Origin of the sequence: Dyella sp., from assembly GCF_036746095.1 — a bacterium.
GTDB lineage: Bacteria > Pseudomonadota > Gammaproteobacteria > Xanthomonadales > Rhodanobacteraceae > Dyella_B.
Genome location: NZ_DAIOEU010000014.1, coordinates 1 through 18,672 on the forward strand (window position 1 = coordinate 1; position 18,672 = coordinate 18,672).

The window sequence follows — 18,672 nt, forward strand, 5'->3', positions numbered from 1 at the left end:
CGCGCCTGCTGCAGGCGATCGTGGCGCAGCCGCACCGCGCCGTCGGCGAGCTGGATATGCTGGGCGACGCCGCGCGCCAGCAACTGCTCCATGGCTTCAACGACACCGCCAAGATCTATCCGAACGTGCGCTCCGGCATGCACACGCTGCAGCAGCTGTTCGAAGCGCAAGCCGCGCGAACGCCGGAGCACATCGCGGTGATCTACGAGGGTGTGTCATTGAGCTATGCCGAACTCAACGCGCAGGCGAACCGCCTTGCGCGGCATCTGCGCACATTGGGCGTGGAGCCGGACAGCCTGGTTGGCGTGTGCATGGAGCGTTCGCTGGACATGATCGTGGGTCTGTACGGCATCCTGAAGGCGGGTGGCGCGTATGTGCCGTTGGAACCAGGCTACCCGGCCGACCGCCTTGCCACGATCGTGGCGGACGCCAAGCTTGCCGTGGTGCTGACCCAACAGCACGTGCGCGAACGAGTGCCGCAGGTGCCGGGCGTGCAGGTATTGTCGCTGGACGGCGAGGCGGCCTCGCTTTCGCATTACGCCACGGACGATCTCGATCATCACGTGCAGCCGCATCACCTGGCCTACGTGATCTACACCTCCGGTTCCACCGGCAAGCCCAAGGGCGTCGGTATCGATCAACAAGGCATCGTCAATCGCCTGCAATGGATGCAGGATGCCTATCCGTTGACCGCATCGGATCGCGTGCTGCAGAAAACGCCTTTCAGTTTCGACGTGTCCGTGTGGGAATTTTTCTGGCCGCTGCTGGAAGGCGCCACGCTGGTGGTGGCGCGCCCGGGCGGCCATCAGGAGGTGGCGTACCTGGCAGAGCTGATCGATGCGCAATCGATCACCACGCTGCATTTCGTGCCACCCATGCTCGACGTGTTCCTGCACGAAGCCGGCGAATGCGGGCGCTCGCTGCGCCAGGTGATGTGCAGCGGGCAGGCTCTGCCGCTGGAATTGCAGCAGCGTTTCTTCGCCAAGTGGCAGCACGTGGCACTGCACAACCTGTATGGCCCGACCGAGGCAGCGGTGGACGTTACCGCCTGGACCTGCCGCAACGATGCCGCGTTGAGTTGCGTACCGATCGGGCGGCCGATTGCGAACATCCAGATCCATATCCTGGACAACGCACTCAACCCGGTTCCGGTGGGCGTGGTCGGCCATCTCTACATTGCCGGCGTGGGCCTGGCGCGCGGCTACATCCACCAGCCCGCACTGACCGCGCAGGCGTTCATCCCCAATCCGTTCAGTGCCGAGCCCGGCGCGCGCATGTACCGCTCCGGCGACCTGGCGCGCTATCTGCCGGATGGCAGCATCGAGTACCTGGGGCGCAGCGACCATCAGGTAAAAATCCGCGGCCTGCGCATCGAACTGGGCGAAATCGAAGCCACGCTGGCCGCGGTGCAGGGCGTGCGCGACGCGGTGGTGCTGTCACGGACGGACGAGCGCAACATCGCGCACCTGGTTGCCTACCTGGTGGCGCACGATGCACAAGCCTTGCCGGATGAAGCGCAACTGCGCGCGCTGCTGGCGAGCAAGCTGCCCGACTACATGGTGCCGGGCCATATCGTGATGCTCGATGCGATGCCGTTGACGGCCAACGGCAAGGTCGACCGCAAGGCGTTGCCGGCGCCTGATCTCATGCAAAGCGACAAGCCTTACATCGCCCCGCGCACGCCGGACGAAGAGCGGATGGCAACCATCTGGATGGACTTGCTCAAGCTGGACCAGGTCGGCATCCACGACGATTTCTTCGAGCTGGGCGGCCATTCGCTGCTGGCCACGCAACTGGCGTCGCGCATTGCCGCGGTGTTCAAGGTGCGCGTATCACTGCATGAGATTTTCGATGCGCCGACCTTGCTCGAGATGGTCCGGCATGTGGCGCCCGCCAATACGAAAGACGACACGCCGCCACAAACACCGGCGCCCGCGGGCGAGGCCTTTGCGCTGTCGTTCGCGCAACAGCGGTTGTGGCTGCTGGATCAGTTCGAAGGCCGCAACGCCGCCTACAACATGCCGGTGACGCTCAGGCTGCAAGGCGAACTGCATCGCGACGCCCTGCAGCGTGCACTCAACGACGTAGTGCAGCGGCATGACGTGCTGCGCGCCTGCTTCGAAGGCGTGGATGGCATGCCGGTGCAGCGCATCCTGTCGCGCATGGCATGGCCGCTGGCCTATCACGACCTGCGTGACCTGGCGCCACCCGCACGTGAGGCCAGGGCGAAGGAACTGATCGTCGACGAAACGCGCGTACCGTTCGATCTGCAAACCCCGCCGCTGGTGCGCGGCGCGCTGGTGCAATGCGATGCGCATGAACACCTCTTGCTGCTGACCATGCATCACATCGTGTCGGACGGCTGGTCGATGGGAATCATGATGCGGGAAGTCGCGGCGTTCTATGCGCACCATGCGCGCGGCGTGCCGCTGGCCTTGCCGGACCTGCCCATGCGCTACGTCGATTTCGCCAGCTGGCAGCGGCAGTGGCTGAGCGGGGACGTGCTGGCGCAGCAGCTGGCGTATTGGAAGCGGCAATTGGCAGGCAGCCCTTCCTTGCTGACTTTGCCAACGGACCGTCCGCGCCCGCCGGTGCAAGGCCGTGATGGCGCGTCGCTGCTGTTCGCGGTACCGGCGCCACTGAGCGAAAAACTGAAGGCATTGAGCCGGCAATCCCACGCCAGCCTGTTCATGACCTTGTGCGCCGCGTTCAATGTGCTGTTGGCGCGTTATGCGGGGCAGGCGGACATCTGCATCGGCACGCCCATCGCCAACCGCAACCATGGCGACATCGAAGGCCTGATCGGCTTTTTCGTCAACACGCTGGTGCTGCGCACGCAGGTGGACCTGACGCAGGATTTCCACACGCTGCTGCAGCAGGTGCGACAGCACACGCTGGATGCGTATGCGCACCAGGACGTGCCGTTCGAGCATCTGGTGGACGCACTGCAACCGGAACGGCACGCGAGCTATTCGCCGCTGTTCCAGGTGATGCTGGTGCTGCAGAACGCGCCCATGGGCGAGCTGGCGCTGCCGGGGCTGTCCATACAATTGCTGGATCACGAAAGCGTGACCAGCAAGTTCGACCTGACGCTGAGCCTGATGGAGGGCAGGGATGGCCTGAAGGGCCATCTGGAATACAGCACCGACCTGTTCGAACGGCACACGATGGCGCGCATGGCTGATCACTTCACGCGCCTGTTGCAGGCGATCGTGGCCGAACCGCGCTGCGCCGTCGGCAAGCTGGCGATGCTGAGCGAGGCCGAGCGCCATCATCAGCTTCGCACGCTCAATGACACCGCCACGGCGTATCCCGCGCAACCGCAGACCCTGCACGAATGCTTCGAAGCGCAAGCCGCGAGCACACCGCAGGAAGTCGCGGTGATGTATGAGGATCTATCGCTGAGCTATACGCAACTCAACGCGCGCGCCAACCGCCTTGCGCAACATCTGCGCGTGCTTGGCGCCGGCCCTGGCGAGTTGGTCGGCTTGTGCATGGAACGCGGCGTCGAGATGATCGTCGCGCTGCTCGGCATCCTCAAGGCCGGCGCTGCCTACGTGCCGCTCGATCCATCGTATCCGCCGGAGCGGCTGGCGATGATCCTGGACGATGCCGCGCCTGCGGCGGTGCTGACGTTGCAGCACGTGCGCGAACGTGTACCGATGTTGCCGGATGTGCCGGTGTTCTGCCTGGATGACGACGCCGGCGTGCTGTGCGATTACACGGACGACCCGGTGCCCAACCACACGCAGCCACAGCACACGGCCTACGTGATCTACACCTCCGGCTCTACCGGCAAGCCCAAGGGCGTATTGGTGCCGCACCGTTCGCTGCTCAACTATGCCTGGCATTGCGTGCGCGAATACCTGCGCGATGACATCGCCGGCGCGGTGGTGAGTTCGCCGCTCGGTTTCGACGCCACCGTCACCACCTTGTTGCCGCCGTTGCTGGTGGGCAAGCCGATCGTGCTGCTGCCGGACGACGAGCGTACGCTGCCGCAACTGTCGGCGCGCCTGTTCACGCCGGGCGCGCCATGGCTGTTCAAGATCACGCCGGCGCACCTGGAAGCCTTGTCTTATCTCAATGAAGCCGTGGCGGTAGATGAAACGGGCATGCCGGGCGCAGCCGCGCATGGCATCGTGGTGGGTGGCGAGCAGCTTACGCTGTCCACCTTGCGCCGCTGGAAAGGCAAGCTGTTGCCGTCGGCGACCTTCGTCAACGAATACGGCCCTACCGAAACCACGGTGGGCTGCTGTGTGTGGTGTCTGTCGGATGCAGCGGTGCTGGACACGCTCGATGGCACGGCGGCGCCGATCGGGCGCGCGATCGGCAACACGCAGTTGTACGTGCTGGGCGAGTGTATGCAGCTGCAGCCGCTGGGCAGCGTGGGCGAGCTGTATATCGGTGGCGCAGGCGTGGCGACAGGTTATCTGCGGCGCACGGAGTTGACGGAAGCGCGCTTCGTGCCCGATCCGTTCAGTGGGGTTGCGGGTGCGCGCCTGTATCGCACCGGCGACCTGGTGCGCTATCGCACGGACGGCGAGCTGGAGTTCCTGGGCCGTTGCGACGATCAGGTGAAACTGCGCGGCTTCCGCATCGAGCTGGGCGAAATCGAACAGCAATTGTCGGCGCTGCCAGACGTGCAAGCGGCCGCGGTGACGTTGCGCGAAGACGCATCCGGCGAGAAACGGCTGGTTGCTTATGTGGTGCCCGTGCAGGAGCGCGCGCAGGACGATGCCGCGATCGTGGCGGCCTGTCGCACGGGCCTGTCGCAGCGCTTGCCGGAATACATGGTGCCCAGTGCTTTCGTCGTACTGGACGCTTTGCCGCTGACCGTGAACGGCAAAGTGGACCGCAAGGCGCTGCCAGCGCCGGATCCCACGCAGACGCATAGCGACAGCAACTACGTTGCGCCGCGCACGCCGACCGAGCAGGTCATGGCGGAGATCTGGGCGGATGTGCTCGGCGTCGGCAAGGTCGGCGTGTTCGATGATTTCTTCGACCTGGGTGGGCAATCGCTGCTGGCTACGCAGATGATGTCGCGCATCAAACGCACCCTGCGCGTGGAGCTGCCGCTGCGCGCCGTGTTCGAAGCGCCGACCGTCGCGGCATTGGCGGCAAAGATCGAGCATATCGATATCGGTGCTGCACCTTTTGCGCCGTCAAGCCAGCGTGCTTCATCAAACCTGGTACCGATCAGGAAAGACGGGGATTTGACGCCGCTGTTCCTGGTTCACCCCATCGGCGGCGAAGTGCAGTACGCGGTGGATCTGGCGCGGCACCTGGATGCGAACCAGCCCGTGTATGCGCTGGCGGCCAACGGTGTTGCCGTGGGAGAAACGCCGCACGAGAGCATCCGTGCGATGGCGGCGTGCTATCTCAAGCAGATACGCCAGGTGCAGGCATCCGGCCCGTACAAGCTGGGCGGCTGGTCGCTGGGCGGCATGATCGCCTATGACATGGCGCAGCAATTGCGCAACGACGGGGAAAGCGTGCGCTTCGTCGGCCTGGTCGATACCGGCAGCAGCCGTTCGCTGCGCGCGCAACGGCATGCGGAGCATGTCTTCGCAGAGCGCATCTTCGAACTCGATGCCTGCAGCGCCTTGCTGCATTGGCTGGTCGACCTGCATCCGGACATTGCCGATGCGCGGCAGCATGCCGCCTACGACGAGTTGATGGCGCTGATGGAGCGCAAGGACGTCGACGCGATGATCGCGACCTGCCAGCGCGAATCGCTGTTGCCGTCGCACCTGGACATGGCGCTGGTGCGGCGGATGCTGGCCGTCTACCAGGCCGGCGCCAACGCCGCCGAAGCATACGAAGCGCAGGCGGTGGACGTGCCGGTGACTTATTTCGCCGCGGAGCGCGACGAGGGCGAGGATCTCACCTCGGGTTGGCAGGACCTGCTCGGGCCACGGCTGGACGTGGTGCGAATTGGCGGCAGCCATCACTCGATCGTGAAACCACCGCACATCGAAAAACTAGCGCGCGAAATTACACGCAGGATCAGAAGCCATTCGCCGAGCGGCGAACTGTCGCTGGCATGACGTGGCGCATCTTGGACATGCATAGAGCTTGGCTGTTTCACATTTGCCTGGAAGGAAAGCCATCATGAATTCGACCATCGAAGCTTCAGCATTGAACGAGCAAGCCATCAGCGAGCTGAAATACGCGCGCATGATGGCGGACCTTCCCGGCCCGAAAGGCCTGCCGCTGGTGGGGAACGCGCTGAGCATGACCGGGCGCCAATGGCACCTGACGCTGGCCAAGTGGATCCGCGAGTTCGGGCCGATGTTCAAGGTGCGCGTGCCGGGCGGCGCCATGGTCGTCATCGCCGACCGCGCCACTGCCGGCACGATGCTGCGCGAACGTCCCGAACAATTCCGCCGCACCGGCGGCCTCAAGACCGTCATGAACGAACTGAACATCAGCGGCGTGTTCACCGCTGAAGGCGACGATTGGCGGCGGCAACGCAAGCTGGTGATGGGCGGCCTCAATGCGGAAGTGATCCGCAACTTCTTTCCCAAAATGTCGGCCATGGCCGAACGCATGCTGCTGCGCTGGAAAACCACGCTGGCGGAAGGCCGGCAGGTGGACCTGCGCCGCGACCTGAAGGCGTTTGCGCTGGACGTCACCGTGGGCCTGGCAATGGGGCACGACCTGGATGTAGTCAACCATGACGGCAGCCCGTTGCAGCATGACGTCGACAACATGTTTCAACGCCTGGGCGCGCGCAGCTTTGCGCTGTTCCCGTATTGGCGGCACTTCAAGCTGCCGGCCGACCGGGAAGTCGACCAATCCGCGGAGAACATCGAGCAGGCCGTGATCGGCTTCATCCGCAACACGCGCGAACGCATGGCGCTGCAACCGGAGTTGCGCGAAAAGCCCACCAACATGCTGGAGGCGATGATTGCGGCGAGCGACGATCCCGACTCCGACTTTACCGACCAGGACCTGATCAGCAACGCCATCCTCAGCGTGATCGGCGGCGAGGACACTACCGCCAATTCCATGGCATGGATGATCAACCTGCTGGCCCAAAACCCCGCAGCCGCCGCGGCGGCAACCGCGGAAGCCGATGCGGTGCTGGGCGACGAACCATTGGTGCGCGACTGGGAGCTGATGAAGCAGTTCGCCTATATCGATGCGGCGCACAGCGAAACGCAGCGCTTGCGCACGGTGGCTCCGTTCATCGGCATCGTCTCCAACGCCGATTGCGTGGTGGCCGATACGTTCTTTCCAAAAAACACCGCGTTCGTCGTTTCAACCACGGCGGAAGGTTTGGATGAAGCGCAGTTTCCCGACAACGACAGCTTCCAGCCGGAGCGCTGGATTTTCGATCATCGCCCGCAGAAGGAAGAAAACCCCGTACGCAAACTCCTGCCGTTCGGCGACGGCCCGCGCGTGTGTCCCGGCCGCTTCCTCGCCATGACGGAAATCAAGCTGGTGATCTCGATGCTGCTGCACAACTTCGAACTGGAATTCGACACAAATGCGCCGCCGATCCAGCAGGTGATGAATTTCTTCATGGGCCCGAGCACGGTGCCGGTGAAGCTCAAGCTGCGCAGCGTGGCGGGCCAACGCTGATGAGCGACCCATCGCTCGACAAGGAAGATATTGGCCATGCGAGCCTGGACTTGGGGATCGCCAAGCGTGTCTTGAATGTTTCGCTGCCGCTGATGGGTTCGATGGTGGGCAGCCTGCTGATGTTGTTCATCGACCGCGTTTGCCTGGCGCGCTATTCCAACGACACCCTGATCGCGTCGGGGCCAGCGATCTACACCGCCTCGGCGATCACCGGCTTCTTTCTCGCCGTGGTGGGGTTTTCACGCTCGTGCGTGGCGCAGGCATTCGGGCGGGCAGGGAAGGGCGAAGCCGCCTATCAAGGCGCGGTGGGCATCTTCGTGGGCATGGCGCTGTCCGTCGTGCTGATGCTGTTGGCGCCGCTGATCGAGCGCATACCGTTTCTCAGCAACCGGCCGATCGCCATCACGTCTCTGGAATCGCAGTTCCTGTATTGGTCGGCGTTCTTCGGCGGCGTGATGACCTTCAACATCGCACTGTCGTCGTACTTCAACGGCATCGGCAAAACGCGCATTACGCTTGTCGCCGGCCTGATCGGGCAGGCGGTAGACGCCGGCATGAACGTCGGGCTGGTGTTCGGCAAATTCGGCCTGCCGGAACTGGGCATGCGCGGCGCCGCCATCGGCACGCTGATCGGCGCACTGTCGATTTCGGTGTGCTACGTGTCCTTTATGCCGGGCGAGGTATGGCGCAACCTGAGCCACCTGGTTACCAGGCCTCAAGGATTTTTGCGCACCGACGTGCTGCCGCGCCTGAAAAAGGGCATGGTGCTGGGCACCACTGCCGGCATCGACAATTTCGGCAACGCGGTGTTCGTGTGGGTAATCGCCGTGCTGGGGTCGATCGCACTGGCCGCCAACAACATCAACCTCACCGTGAACTACATGGGCATCATCCCGGTGCTGGGCTTAGGCATAGGCTGCAGCGTGCTATGCGGCAACGCCATCGGCGAAAACAACTACGCACTGATACCCAGGATCCTGCTGGTGACGCTGGTGCTGGAACTCACCTACATCGTGGTGATTTCGTTCTTCCAGATCGCCACCCCTGGCGCACTGCTAAGCCCCTTCGGCCTGGCCGACAAGCCGCAGGAAATCCAAAAGGCATCCATCGCCACCGCCCGCGTGCTATGGACCTACTCGCTGGCCTTCGCCTTCTCCATGACCGGCGCGGCAGTACTGGAAAGCTTCGGCCTCACCCGCTTCCTGTTCGTTACCCGCCTGGTGATGATGTGGCTCATCAGCATCCCCACCATCTACGCCATCACCACTACCCACGTTGGCAACCCCGGCATTCTTCCCACTTGCTGGGTGATTGGCTCGATGTTTGAGGCTGTGATTGGGGTGGCGTATTTCTTGCGGATTTTTTCTGCGATTCGGAAAAGGCAGAATGGGATTGTGTTGACGTATGCGGAGAGTCGGGGGTGATGGGGTGTTTGTGGTCGTAGAACCAGTTCAAACGATTGACGTTGCGCGTTGTCCGTGGACTCTGGGGAGAGCAGTACAGCAAGTCTCCAATATGGCATAAGGGGCAGCTATCGTGAAGGTACTTCACGCCCAATCTCAGCCAGGGTTGGTGAACACAGCCTGCGCTCGGGCATTGTCACCGAAGGTGGCCGCAAGGGTATTGCATCGCCAGCACTCATGGCGATGACCGGGTACCGGGTGAGGGGCAGTGTGATCGGATACTTCCAAGCTGGCGGCGTGCCCGCTAATCCGGCTGCCCGCATGCTGGATGATCGCCCTGCCTTATAAACCAGCGTAACCTATCGTGGCTGTGCTTGCGCTCTATGTTTTTTTTACGCGCCTGAAATGCAGAAGTACGAATAGCTGAGAGACGACTAACCAGAATACAAATAACTTCCTAGCTTGGTCATATTCGCTGTAAATAAAAACGATGATCGCGGTTATTGCCACCGCCCATATAATCGCGAGTATTTCTAGAAAGAGAATTCGTTTTAGTGTGGAGAGCATGAGGCGGATTTATTGGCCTTGATTTTCGTTCAATTTCTCGGTGCCAGCCGCACCCACAACATCTCCGGTCCTACTCGTTTGCGAAGCGATACTCTGCATTATCCCCGGCTTTACCGCGGTGTTTCCTACTGCTTTTGTGGTGTCAACAATCGTTGATCCAATCCCTGCCGGTTCATTGACTGCTGCTTTTGACATGCTATTCATCATGTTGCTTTCCATTGCTCCGGCAAAGTCGCCCGCTGCTGCACTTATGCCTGAGCTAAGGAGGCTGCCGACGATGTTGGCGCCGGCTGCATTTAGAGCCGTTTGACCCGATATTTTTTTGCCTCCAGCAACGTCACTAGCGGCCGATGATGCAGCGCCCACCGTGCCGGATACTGCTGCTTGACGCAATACAGCTTGCGTAACGGTGATTGTGCCTGTCGTCGCGGCACCCGTCAGTGCTGCTCCGCTGCCCCCGGTTACCGCTCCTGCCACTGCTGAGATCGCAACCTCCGTTTTGTTGATGGGTTGATTCGGATGGAAGTATTTTTGAACCCCTATATCAATCCCACCTCCAATTATAAAACCCGCTAAAGCAACCTCGGCGATGCAGCCATCCCATATGCAGCGCCCATCGGGATCAATGTGATTAACTGGATTGTCGTTGACGTAATTGTAACGATTGAAGCTGAAGGTGTTACCTGCTGTAGGCACGACAGGATCAACGCTAAGAAAATGCCCAGTTGCTGGATCGTAATATCTGTGCTGCATGTAGACGAGATTGGTCTCGGGGTCATCCACATGGCCGGTGTATCCAGGCCCATTGGGTGACGCGCCCAACGCAGTCGTTCCGTATGGTGTGTAGTCATACGTCGCGATAATGTTGCCATTGGCATCCGCTTCTGCCAAAGGAGTCCCTTGGGGATCGGTATAGACGTAGGTCACGGTGCCGTTTTGCTGGGCGTGAACGAGCCCACTGACCAAAAACGCTAGCACGCATCCGGCGGCGCCGACTGTTCGACTGATAACCATCCGTTGTTCCCCTGTCCGTTACTCGTCCCGAGATGGCGGGCGTGTCATCGGGATGAGAACAAGAATTGGGGGGACCCGTCAAGCTCCTGGACGCCAGCATCACACTCGATTTTTCTTATGCAATCGGACGGCGGATCAATGCAAAGCCAAGCCGTTGAGAAATGTCCCCACGGTGACGACGACATATACAGATGTTCCAGGGGCCATGCACGCCATATGGCCACACTTGTCGTAGTTGATTGTTGTGCAAAAGCGAACGGCAAATCCCAGCAGGCAAGGGCTATCGCAACTTCCTGCGACAACCAATAAATTCGAATGCACTCCCCACGCTCCCGTCGTAAGATCCCACACGCGGCAACCGGGATGTGTGCACTGCGTTGGTAGTCCTGCAACAACCGCGCCCGGCGGGGAATCTTCAGAAACCATCATGGCAACCGGCTCGCATGGCGGATCGGTCATGAGTGATGACGTCGTGTCTGACGTCCGTGTGCGTGGTTGGCGCCACTGATCTTTTTGCTGGATTGCAAACGGAAAAATTGTTGCCGCAAGCGATGTTCGATCAATAGGGGCGACGCAATGTCGCCATGTCCGATTATTCGCGAATAAAGGAGTATTTGATCATGAAACGACTAAAGCATGCCTTGCCATCTACTTCGGTGCGATCGCGGTTGGCAGTTGCGTTGATGCTTGCATTGGGTGCGCAAGTGGTGACGTACGAAGCATCGGCGCAGGCCCAGAACACGGCTGCATGGTCGGCGACGCAAACGCGCGCCGCTGTAACCGGCAATGCCACATTCGATGGGTTGGTGGCAGACCAGGAGCCGGCCTCGATCACCGTGACACTGAAGCTGCGCGACAAGGATGGGTTGGATAGATTCGTCCGCGAGCTGCATCGGCCGGGCAGTCTGGTTTATCACCAGTTCCTCAATAGCGCGGAAACCACTGCCGCCTATGCACCGACCGAGCAACAGGCCCAGGCGGTAGCGAGCTACCTGCGGCAGCAGGGCTACACGAACGTCAGGATCGCGCCGAACCGCTTGCTCATTACTGCAGACGGCACCGTCGGCAATGCGCGCTCGGCGTTTCGCACGCAGATCGGTCACTTCAGTCGCAATGGGCGCAGTGGCATCGCCAATATTCTCGATATACAGGTGCCCGCCGCGCTAAGCAGTACGGTCGACCGCGTACTTGGCCTGCAAACGCTGGATCATGCGCAGACCTTTTCCTGGCATGGCCCGATGCAGCCTGTGGCGGCATCGCACCCGACCCCCGGCTACCACATCGTTACGAGCCCTGACGGCAATCCCAATGCGCATGGCTACTATCCGCAGGAATTCGCCACCGTGTACGACGCCGGCAGCGCACCCGCGGCGACCAACACGACGGTTGCCATCATCGGTTGGGGCAGCATGACCAATTCGGTCAACGATCTGGCTCAGATGGAAAGCGGGCAGGGCCTTGCGGCCGTGCCGACCCAGGTGGTGATCCTCGGCGGCGACAATGGCGACGATTCCGGCCAGGGCGAGTGGGGCATGGATGCGCAAGCCATCGTCGGCATCAGCGGCGGCGTGCAGAAGCTGATCTTCTACACGGCGGGCGGCGACGAAGACCAGGGCCTGATGTTGCAGACGATCAATCGCGTGGTCAGCGACAACGCGGCCAGGGTCATCAACATGTCGTGGGGCTGGCCCGGCTGCGAAGACTCCAGCACCGGTTGGGCGGACTCCGCGTTTGAGCTGGGCATCGCGCAGGGCCAGACCTTCTCCGCGGCCAGTGGCGACAACGGTGCTTATGCCTGCGGTGCTTCCAGCAACGGCAGCTACGGCACCACTCTCGGCGTCGGGTATCCGGCTTCTTCACCCTATGTGGTGACGGTTGGCGGCACGACCTTGAACACCAGTACCGCGGACAGCTACATCTCCGAATCGTCCTGGGCGTACAGCGGCGGCGGCATCAGTGCGCATGAAGCCAAGCCTGCCTGGCAGAGTTCGCTGTCTGGTTCTTATCGCCAGTTGCCGGATATCGCCTTCGACGCAGACTGGACGAATACGCCGATCGTTGCCTACTTCACCGCCAGCTCCTCGGCAGGCATTTACTCGTCCGGCTACTACGCCAATGGCGGCACCAGCCTGGCCTCGCCATTGTTCGTCGGCGCCTGGGCGCGATTGGAAACAGCCAACGGCAATGCGCTGGGTTTCGCTCCGCCATCGCTCAGTGCCTATGCCGGCACGTTTCCTTTCCACGACGTGACGGCCGGCAACAACGGCTATTACTCAGCTACCGCGGGACGCGACAATGCAACGGGTTGGGGCAGCTTCGACATCCATTCCGCCAAGGCTTTCATCACGGCTAATCCTGGCTTCATTTCAGGCGGCTCCGGCAGCGCCACCCATCTGGGCATGACGTGGGCAAGTTTCTTTCCGGCCAACACAGCGGGGCTGGTGCATGTCGGCAACGACAGCACCACCAATCCCTACAGCGGAGATACCGCAACAAGCACGGCACTGCCCATCATGTGCGTGAGTGTTGGCAGCAGTGCATTGCCCTCTGGCATCACCACGGATTACTACGATGGATGGACGGGCGGTACGGTTGCTTTCACCGGGGCAGTGCAGGGGACGCAACTGACCAGCCGCGCGGTGGCGGACGGCAAATGCTCCGCTGCGTTCGGCAGCGGTTGGCGCATGGCCGAATTCCATGATGGTGGCGGCGGCTGGAGTTATTGGAGCTACGGTATGACTCCCGGCGGGCTGGGCCGTTATTGGGTTGCCATCAACGACCAGCCGGCCAACCCGTGGAATACGACCACAGGAAAAGCGATGACGTGGACAGTAAGAACATCCACGGTGATCCATGTCGGGCGCGACAACACCACCAATCCGTACAACGGCGACACGCCTCCCAGTGCGTCTTTGCCCATCTTGTGCATCGACGTAACCGGAGCTGCGGTGCCTTCAGGCATCACCACCGATTCCTCCGACGGCTGGGCAAGCGGCAATTTGGCGTTCACCGGGGCGGTGCTGGGATCGCAGCTGACCAGCCGCGCGGTGGCGGACGGCAAATGCTCCGCCACCTTCGGCAGCGGTTGGCGCATGGCGGAGTTCCACGACGGCGGTGGCGGCTGGAGCTATTGGGGCTACGGTGCGATTCCTGCCGGCACTACGCGGTTCTGGACGGCGATCAACGACCAATCCGCCAATCCCTGGAACTAGCGTGATAGGCAACGGAACAGGGCCGGAATACTCCGGTCGTTCCTTGGGTGATCTAGAAAACGAGAAGCGCCCCGGCGAAGGCCGGGGCGCTTCTTTTTTCTGCAATTCGGAAGCAGCAGAACGGGATTGTGTTGAGGTATGCGGAGAGCAGGGCGGGTTCTTTGGCCGTCATTCCCGCTTTCGCACGTTACCCCACTCGTGCGAGGCGCCCGCATCGGCCAAGGGCAAAGCCTGGGCATCACATAGTCTTCACATTCCTCGCTCGATAGTCCATCGCTTGGGATGAATATCAAGGGGAGAGTGCAGGGGGCATTCCTGATCCCGTTAGACAGATTTCCAATGGCAATTATCCAGGTGATATTTGATCCATTGCGAACGGGCAGGAAGAACAAACGCAATAGTTTCACGAATGGTTGTAGCGAACCTTCGTGGTGGTTTTTTGCGCTTATTAGAAAATGCAGCCTTCCTTGTGCAATTGATCGCAGCGGGTTGCCAGGTTTTTCGAATACAAGGCATATATTTTCGCAAAATATGTTGCTTGGGTCATGCAAACTTATTAATTGACCGTGGCACGTGTCGCCATTGCAATCGAAACATGGCAAGGGTGATTGACGCGATTCGGCCTGCTGGATATATTCGGGCAACGCGGGGATAAGGCATTTACGAAGGGGATTATGGATGGCCCATAAAGTTGCCATTGATATTGCTTCCCGTCGCCCCCTTTTTCGTCACGAAGTCTCCCAGGCTCGCCAAGCCGATTGGCTTGGTTCAGTATTATTGGCCGGATCATTGCGGCTCTGGGTCATCGCTGCATTATCTCTGTCGCTGGGTATTTTTATTTTTGCTTTTCTTTGCCTTGCGCATTACACGCGGCGAGAAACAGTGTCGGGCGTGCTCGTTCCTGATACGGGGCTGATGAATGTCGTGGCCGTAGCGCCCGGCACCTTGATCAGCGTGCACGTACATGTCGGCCAACGCGTCAAGGCCAACGATGTACTACTGGAAATCTCCAGCGATCGCGATAGCGCAAGCCTCGGCTCTGCCGGCGGACGCGTGGCGGCCGAACTGGAGCGTCAACGTGCGGGGCTGGAATCGGATCTGGCCAACCAGCGCCATCTCGCTAACGATCGCTTTGCCGCCATCAACGACCGCATACGTTCGCTGCGCGAGCAGTCTACCGATATCGATGCACAAATTGCGATGCAGCAGCATCTGGTAAAAAGCAATGCGGATCTGCTGCAAAAAATCCGTCCTCTTGCCATACCCGGTTACATATCGGCAACGCAGATCCAGCAACAGGAAACCACGCTGCTGGAAGCGCAGAGCCGTTTGCGCGACCTGATGCGACAGCGCACCGCGCTAGGGCAGGATCTGAACGCCGCAGTCAGTGAGCGCACACAATTGCCCATGCAGAGCCTGGCCAAGCGCAACGAAACGGAGCGAGGTCTGGCGGATGTGGCGCAGGCGATCGCACGCAATGAGGTCGATCGTGGCGTGGTTTTGCGTGCGGCGCATGATGGAGTGGTGTCGGCCTTGCTGAGCCACCCCGGTCAGCCTGTGGCTGCAGGCCAGACCTTGCTGACGATCCTGCCGGATGGCGCATCGCTGATTGCGCGCCTGTTGGTGCCTAGCCGGGACATTGGCTTCGTCGAGAAGCAGCATCGTGTGGTGCTGCGTTATCAGGCGTTTCCTTACCAGAAATTCGGCTTGCAATATGGACACGTGATTGAAGTATCGCGCAGCGCTTTGACGCCCTCGGAAGTGGGTACGGTTGCCGACCTCAAAACCGATGAGCCCATGTATGCGGTTCAGGTCGCGCTGGATCGGCAGGCGATCGACGTCAGCGGTCACGAAGAAAGCCTCATGCCGGGCATGGCATTGGACGCGGATATCCTCATGGAGCGCCGCCGCCTGGTGGAATGGGTATTTGAACCAGTGTTTGGTGCCGCACGCAGGGCGGGAGGCAAGGCATGAGGGTGTCCGCACTGGGGCGTGGAACGCTGCAGTGCGTGCTGCAAACCGAGGCGGCCGAGTGTGGGCTGGCATGCATGGTGATGATCGCCTGTTTCCATGGCCATGCGATCGACCTCGCCAGTTTACGCCGGCGTTTTCCATCTTCGCTGAAGGGGACTACGTTCGAGCAACTGGTGATCATGGCGGCACGCCTGAACATGCATTCGCGTCCGGTGCGGCTGGAACTGGAACAGCTGCGGGATCTTGCTGCGCCTTGCATCCTGCACTGGGATCTCAATCATTTCGTGGTGCTCAAGCGCGTCAAGGGACGGCACATCACGATCCATGACCCCGCACACGGAGTGCGGCGGATAACGATCGAGGCCGCATCGGCACACTTTACCGGCGTAGCGCTTGAACTATTCCCGCAGCCGAATTTCACGCCTGCGCGGGAACATCGCAGGATCAGCCTTGCGACAATCACTGGCCGCCTGCGCGGGCTGGTTCCTTCATTCGCGCAGATTCTGGCGATGTCGCTCGGCCTGGAAGTGCTCACGCTGGTCGCGCCTTTCTACATGCAATGGACGGTAGACCAGGCTCTCACTTCGGCCGATCGGGATTTGCTGGGCATGCTGGCGATCGGATTCCTGGGCGTGACGGTGTTTTCCTCACTCATCACAGCCGCGCGCGCGTGGGCGATGAGTTGCATGGGCACCTCGCTCAACACGCAGTGGACTTCGAACTTGTTCGGGCATTTGCTGCATTTGCCGATGGATTGGTTCGAGAAGCGCCATGTTGGCGACATTCTTTCCAGGTTCGGCTCAATCCAGGCTATCCAGCGCGTGCTCACCACGCAGTTCATCGGCTCGATGCTGGACGGGTTGATGTCAGTCATGACGTTGACCGTAATGGCGCTGTACAGCTTGCCGCTGAGTCTCTTGATCGTCGGCCTGTTCCTGGCATATGCGGTAATTCGCATCATCTTCTTCAGTCCCTTGCGGCGCGCGACGGAGGAGCAGATTTCGCACTCATCGCGGCAACAGAGCGAGTTGCTGGAATCGGTGCGTGGCGCCATGCCGATCAAGCTGGCGAACAAGCAGGAGATTCGTCATACCCGTTTTGCCAACGCCACCGTTACGGCAATGAACTGCAGCCAGTCCATCCAGGGCTTGCTGATCCAGTTCACCCTGGGCAGTCAGTTGATTTTCGGCATCGGCCGCGTCGTGCTGGTTTGGGCTGCGGCGACGCTGGTACTGAGCAACGCTTTGTCGGCCGGCATGCTGATTGCGTTTGTTGCTTATGCGGATCAGTTTACGCAACGCGCTGTGGGGCTGGTGGACAAATGGGTGGACTTCCGCATGTTGCGCCTGCATGGGGAGCGCATTGCCGACATTGCACTTGCGCCGCCAGAAAGTGATGCGCATGGGCAATGGGAGGGCACGCTGGAAGGGCGTGATATCGAATTTCGTGACGTGAGCTTTCGTTACTCGCCAGACGAACCGTGGGTGCTCAGGCATTGCTCGTTCACGATTGCTTCCGGCGAGTCGGTGGTATTCACCGGTCCTTCGGGCTGCGGCAAGACGACGCTGGCCAAGCTCCTGCTTGGGCTGCTGGAGGCGGAGGAAGGCGAGATATTGTTCGGTGGCGTGCCATTGCGCCGGCTGGGTCACCGGCGATATCGCGAGCACGTGGGGGCGGTGATGCAGGATGACCATCTTTTCGCCGGCTCGGTGGCCGATAACATCTCCTTCTTCGACGAGCGCGGGAGCCTGGAGGCGATTGAGGCTGCCGCTCGCGCCGCTGCGGTGCATGCCGAGATCGTCGCCATGCCGATGGGTTACAACACCTTGATCGGTGACATGGGTTCTGCCTTGTCGGGAGGACAGCGCCAGCGGGTAATCCTCGCGCGAGCGCTATACCGCGCGCCCACACTGCTGGTGCTGGATGAGGCGACCAGCCATCTGGATATCCATAACGAGCGGCATGTCATGGAGGCGATAGCGCACATGCGCATCACGCGTGTCTCCGTGGCGCACCGTCCTGAAACGATTGCTTTCGCCGACTCGCGCATCGAGGTGCGCGATGGCGCAGTTACGCAAGTACGGCATCGCCGGCATGGTCCGGCGAATGCATCTGCACGCATTCATGCGGAGAGCGTCGATGATTGAGACTCCTGTACGCCAGCCTCCACGGCCATTGGAAGAGGTACTGGCTTATCGCAACGAGCTGGTGATCAACAGTTTTACCAGCAAGATGGACGTGTCGAGGGAAGAGGCCGAGCGAATCTTCCTCGAGGTCAAGCGTTGGCTCTGGTACATCGCCACCACGACGCCAACGGAGCAGAACCCGGAGGCGCATGCCATCGACGAACCCATGTTCATCATCGACGAGATGTGGCACACCTTCATCTTGATCACGCGTGACTACATGGCGTTCTGCGACCAGATGTTCGGCCGTTACATTCATCACGCGCCGGGTTTTGCCGGTGCCGAGGAATACGGCGCCCGGTATGTGCTTGCCGAGGGCGACAATGTCGTCGAGGACACGCTCGCGCAGACCATGGTACGCAAGCGCGCGAAATACACCGACATCCACGAAAAATTGGGTGAAGAAGCATTTCTCACCTGGTACCGCGATTTTCCTCAGGCATATCCCGTTGACGCGATCCGCCGCCTGAGGAAAAGGTAAATCGCGTCCCATGTTGTCATTGAACTTAAAGGAGTAGTCATGAACGACAAGAACGTGAGCCAGAACGACAAGATCACCGTGATCGAAGAAGCCCTGCTCAAGCACATCAGCGGTGGTGCCGCCACGAAGAAGGGGGAATTGGCGGGCCGCCTGCTGGTGGTGCCGGAATGCACGGGGAAGGGTGCCGAATAAGGTATCCGTTGAGCTGGTGAAGTAAACGGGCGTGGCCTCGCGCCACGCCCACTTCC

Annotated in this window: 9 protein-coding genes and 1 pseudogene; 9 read left to right on the forward strand and 1 reads right to left on the reverse strand. The window is 60.9% G+C overall.

Annotated features, from left to right (window positions below; genetic code table 11):
- Positions 1-20 precede the first annotated feature (20 nt).
- From V7M64_RS08435 to V7M64_RS08450, 4 genes and pseudogenes are all read left to right on the forward strand, one after another.
- On the forward strand, positions 21-6,047 hold the full coding sequence (locus V7M64_RS08435) for an amino acid adenylation domain-containing protein (protein ID WP_333678531.1): 6,027 nt from the start codon (positions 21-23) through the stop codon (positions 6,045-6,047).
- A gap of 64 nt (positions 6,048-6,111) precedes the next feature.
- Positions 6,112-7,587, forward strand: coding sequence for a cytochrome P450 (locus V7M64_RS08440; RefSeq protein ID WP_333678533.1), 1,476 nt, complete (start codon positions 6,112-6,114; stop codon positions 7,585-7,587).
- Positions 7,587-9,011 (forward strand): MATE family efflux transporter, encoded by a 1,425-nt coding sequence (locus V7M64_RS08445; RefSeq protein ID WP_333678535.1) that lies wholly within the window; start codon positions 7,587-7,589, stop codon positions 9,009-9,011. Before V7M64_RS08440 ends, V7M64_RS08445 begins: the two co-directional genes overlap by 1 nt.
- A 147-nt stretch (positions 9,012-9,158) precedes the next feature.
- Positions 9,159-9,338: pseudogene (locus V7M64_RS08450) on the forward strand (integrase); the annotation flags it as partial.
- Positions 9,339-9,566: 228 nt separating this feature from the next.
- Here the strand turns inward: V7M64_RS08450 and V7M64_RS08455 are convergent.
- Entirely contained in the window at positions 9,567-10,571 is a 1,005-nt protein-coding gene (locus tag V7M64_RS08455; RefSeq protein ID WP_333678537.1) for an RHS repeat-associated core domain-containing protein, read from the reverse strand.
- 620 nt (positions 10,572-11,191) lie between these two features.
- Between V7M64_RS08455 and V7M64_RS08460 the strand changes: the two genes are divergently transcribed.
- From V7M64_RS08460 to V7M64_RS08480, 5 genes are all read left to right on the forward strand, one after another.
- Positions 11,192-13,783 carry a S53 family peptidase gene (locus tag V7M64_RS08460; RefSeq protein ID WP_333678539.1) on the forward strand — a complete coding sequence of 864 codons (2,592 nt, stop codon included), beginning with the start codon at positions 11,192-11,194 and terminating at the stop codon, positions 13,781-13,783.
- Between the two features lie 915 nt (positions 13,784-14,698).
- The gene (locus tag V7M64_RS08465) at positions 14,699-15,757 is read left to right on the forward strand and encodes an HlyD family efflux transporter periplasmic adaptor subunit (RefSeq protein ID WP_333678540.1); all 1,059 of its coding nucleotides are present in this window, start codon (positions 14,699-14,701) and stop codon (positions 15,755-15,757) included.
- Positions 15,754-17,904: a peptidase domain-containing ABC transporter gene (locus V7M64_RS08470; protein ID WP_333678541.1), complete on the forward strand. Its 2,151-nt coding sequence runs from the start codon at positions 15,754-15,756 to the stop codon at positions 17,902-17,904. Before V7M64_RS08465 ends, V7M64_RS08470 begins: the two co-directional genes overlap by 4 nt.
- Complete coding sequence (locus tag V7M64_RS08475) at positions 17,819-18,424, forward strand: hypothetical protein (RefSeq protein WP_333678542.1); 606 nt, start codon at positions 17,819-17,821, stop codon at positions 18,422-18,424. Before V7M64_RS08470 ends, V7M64_RS08475 begins: the two co-directional genes overlap by 86 nt.
- Before the next feature lie 39 nt (positions 18,425-18,463).
- Positions 18,464-18,616: a hypothetical protein gene (locus tag V7M64_RS08480; RefSeq protein WP_333678544.1), complete on the forward strand. Its 153-nt coding sequence runs from the start codon at positions 18,464-18,466 to the stop codon at positions 18,614-18,616.
- The last annotated feature ends 56 nt before the right edge of the window (positions 18,617-18,672 follow it).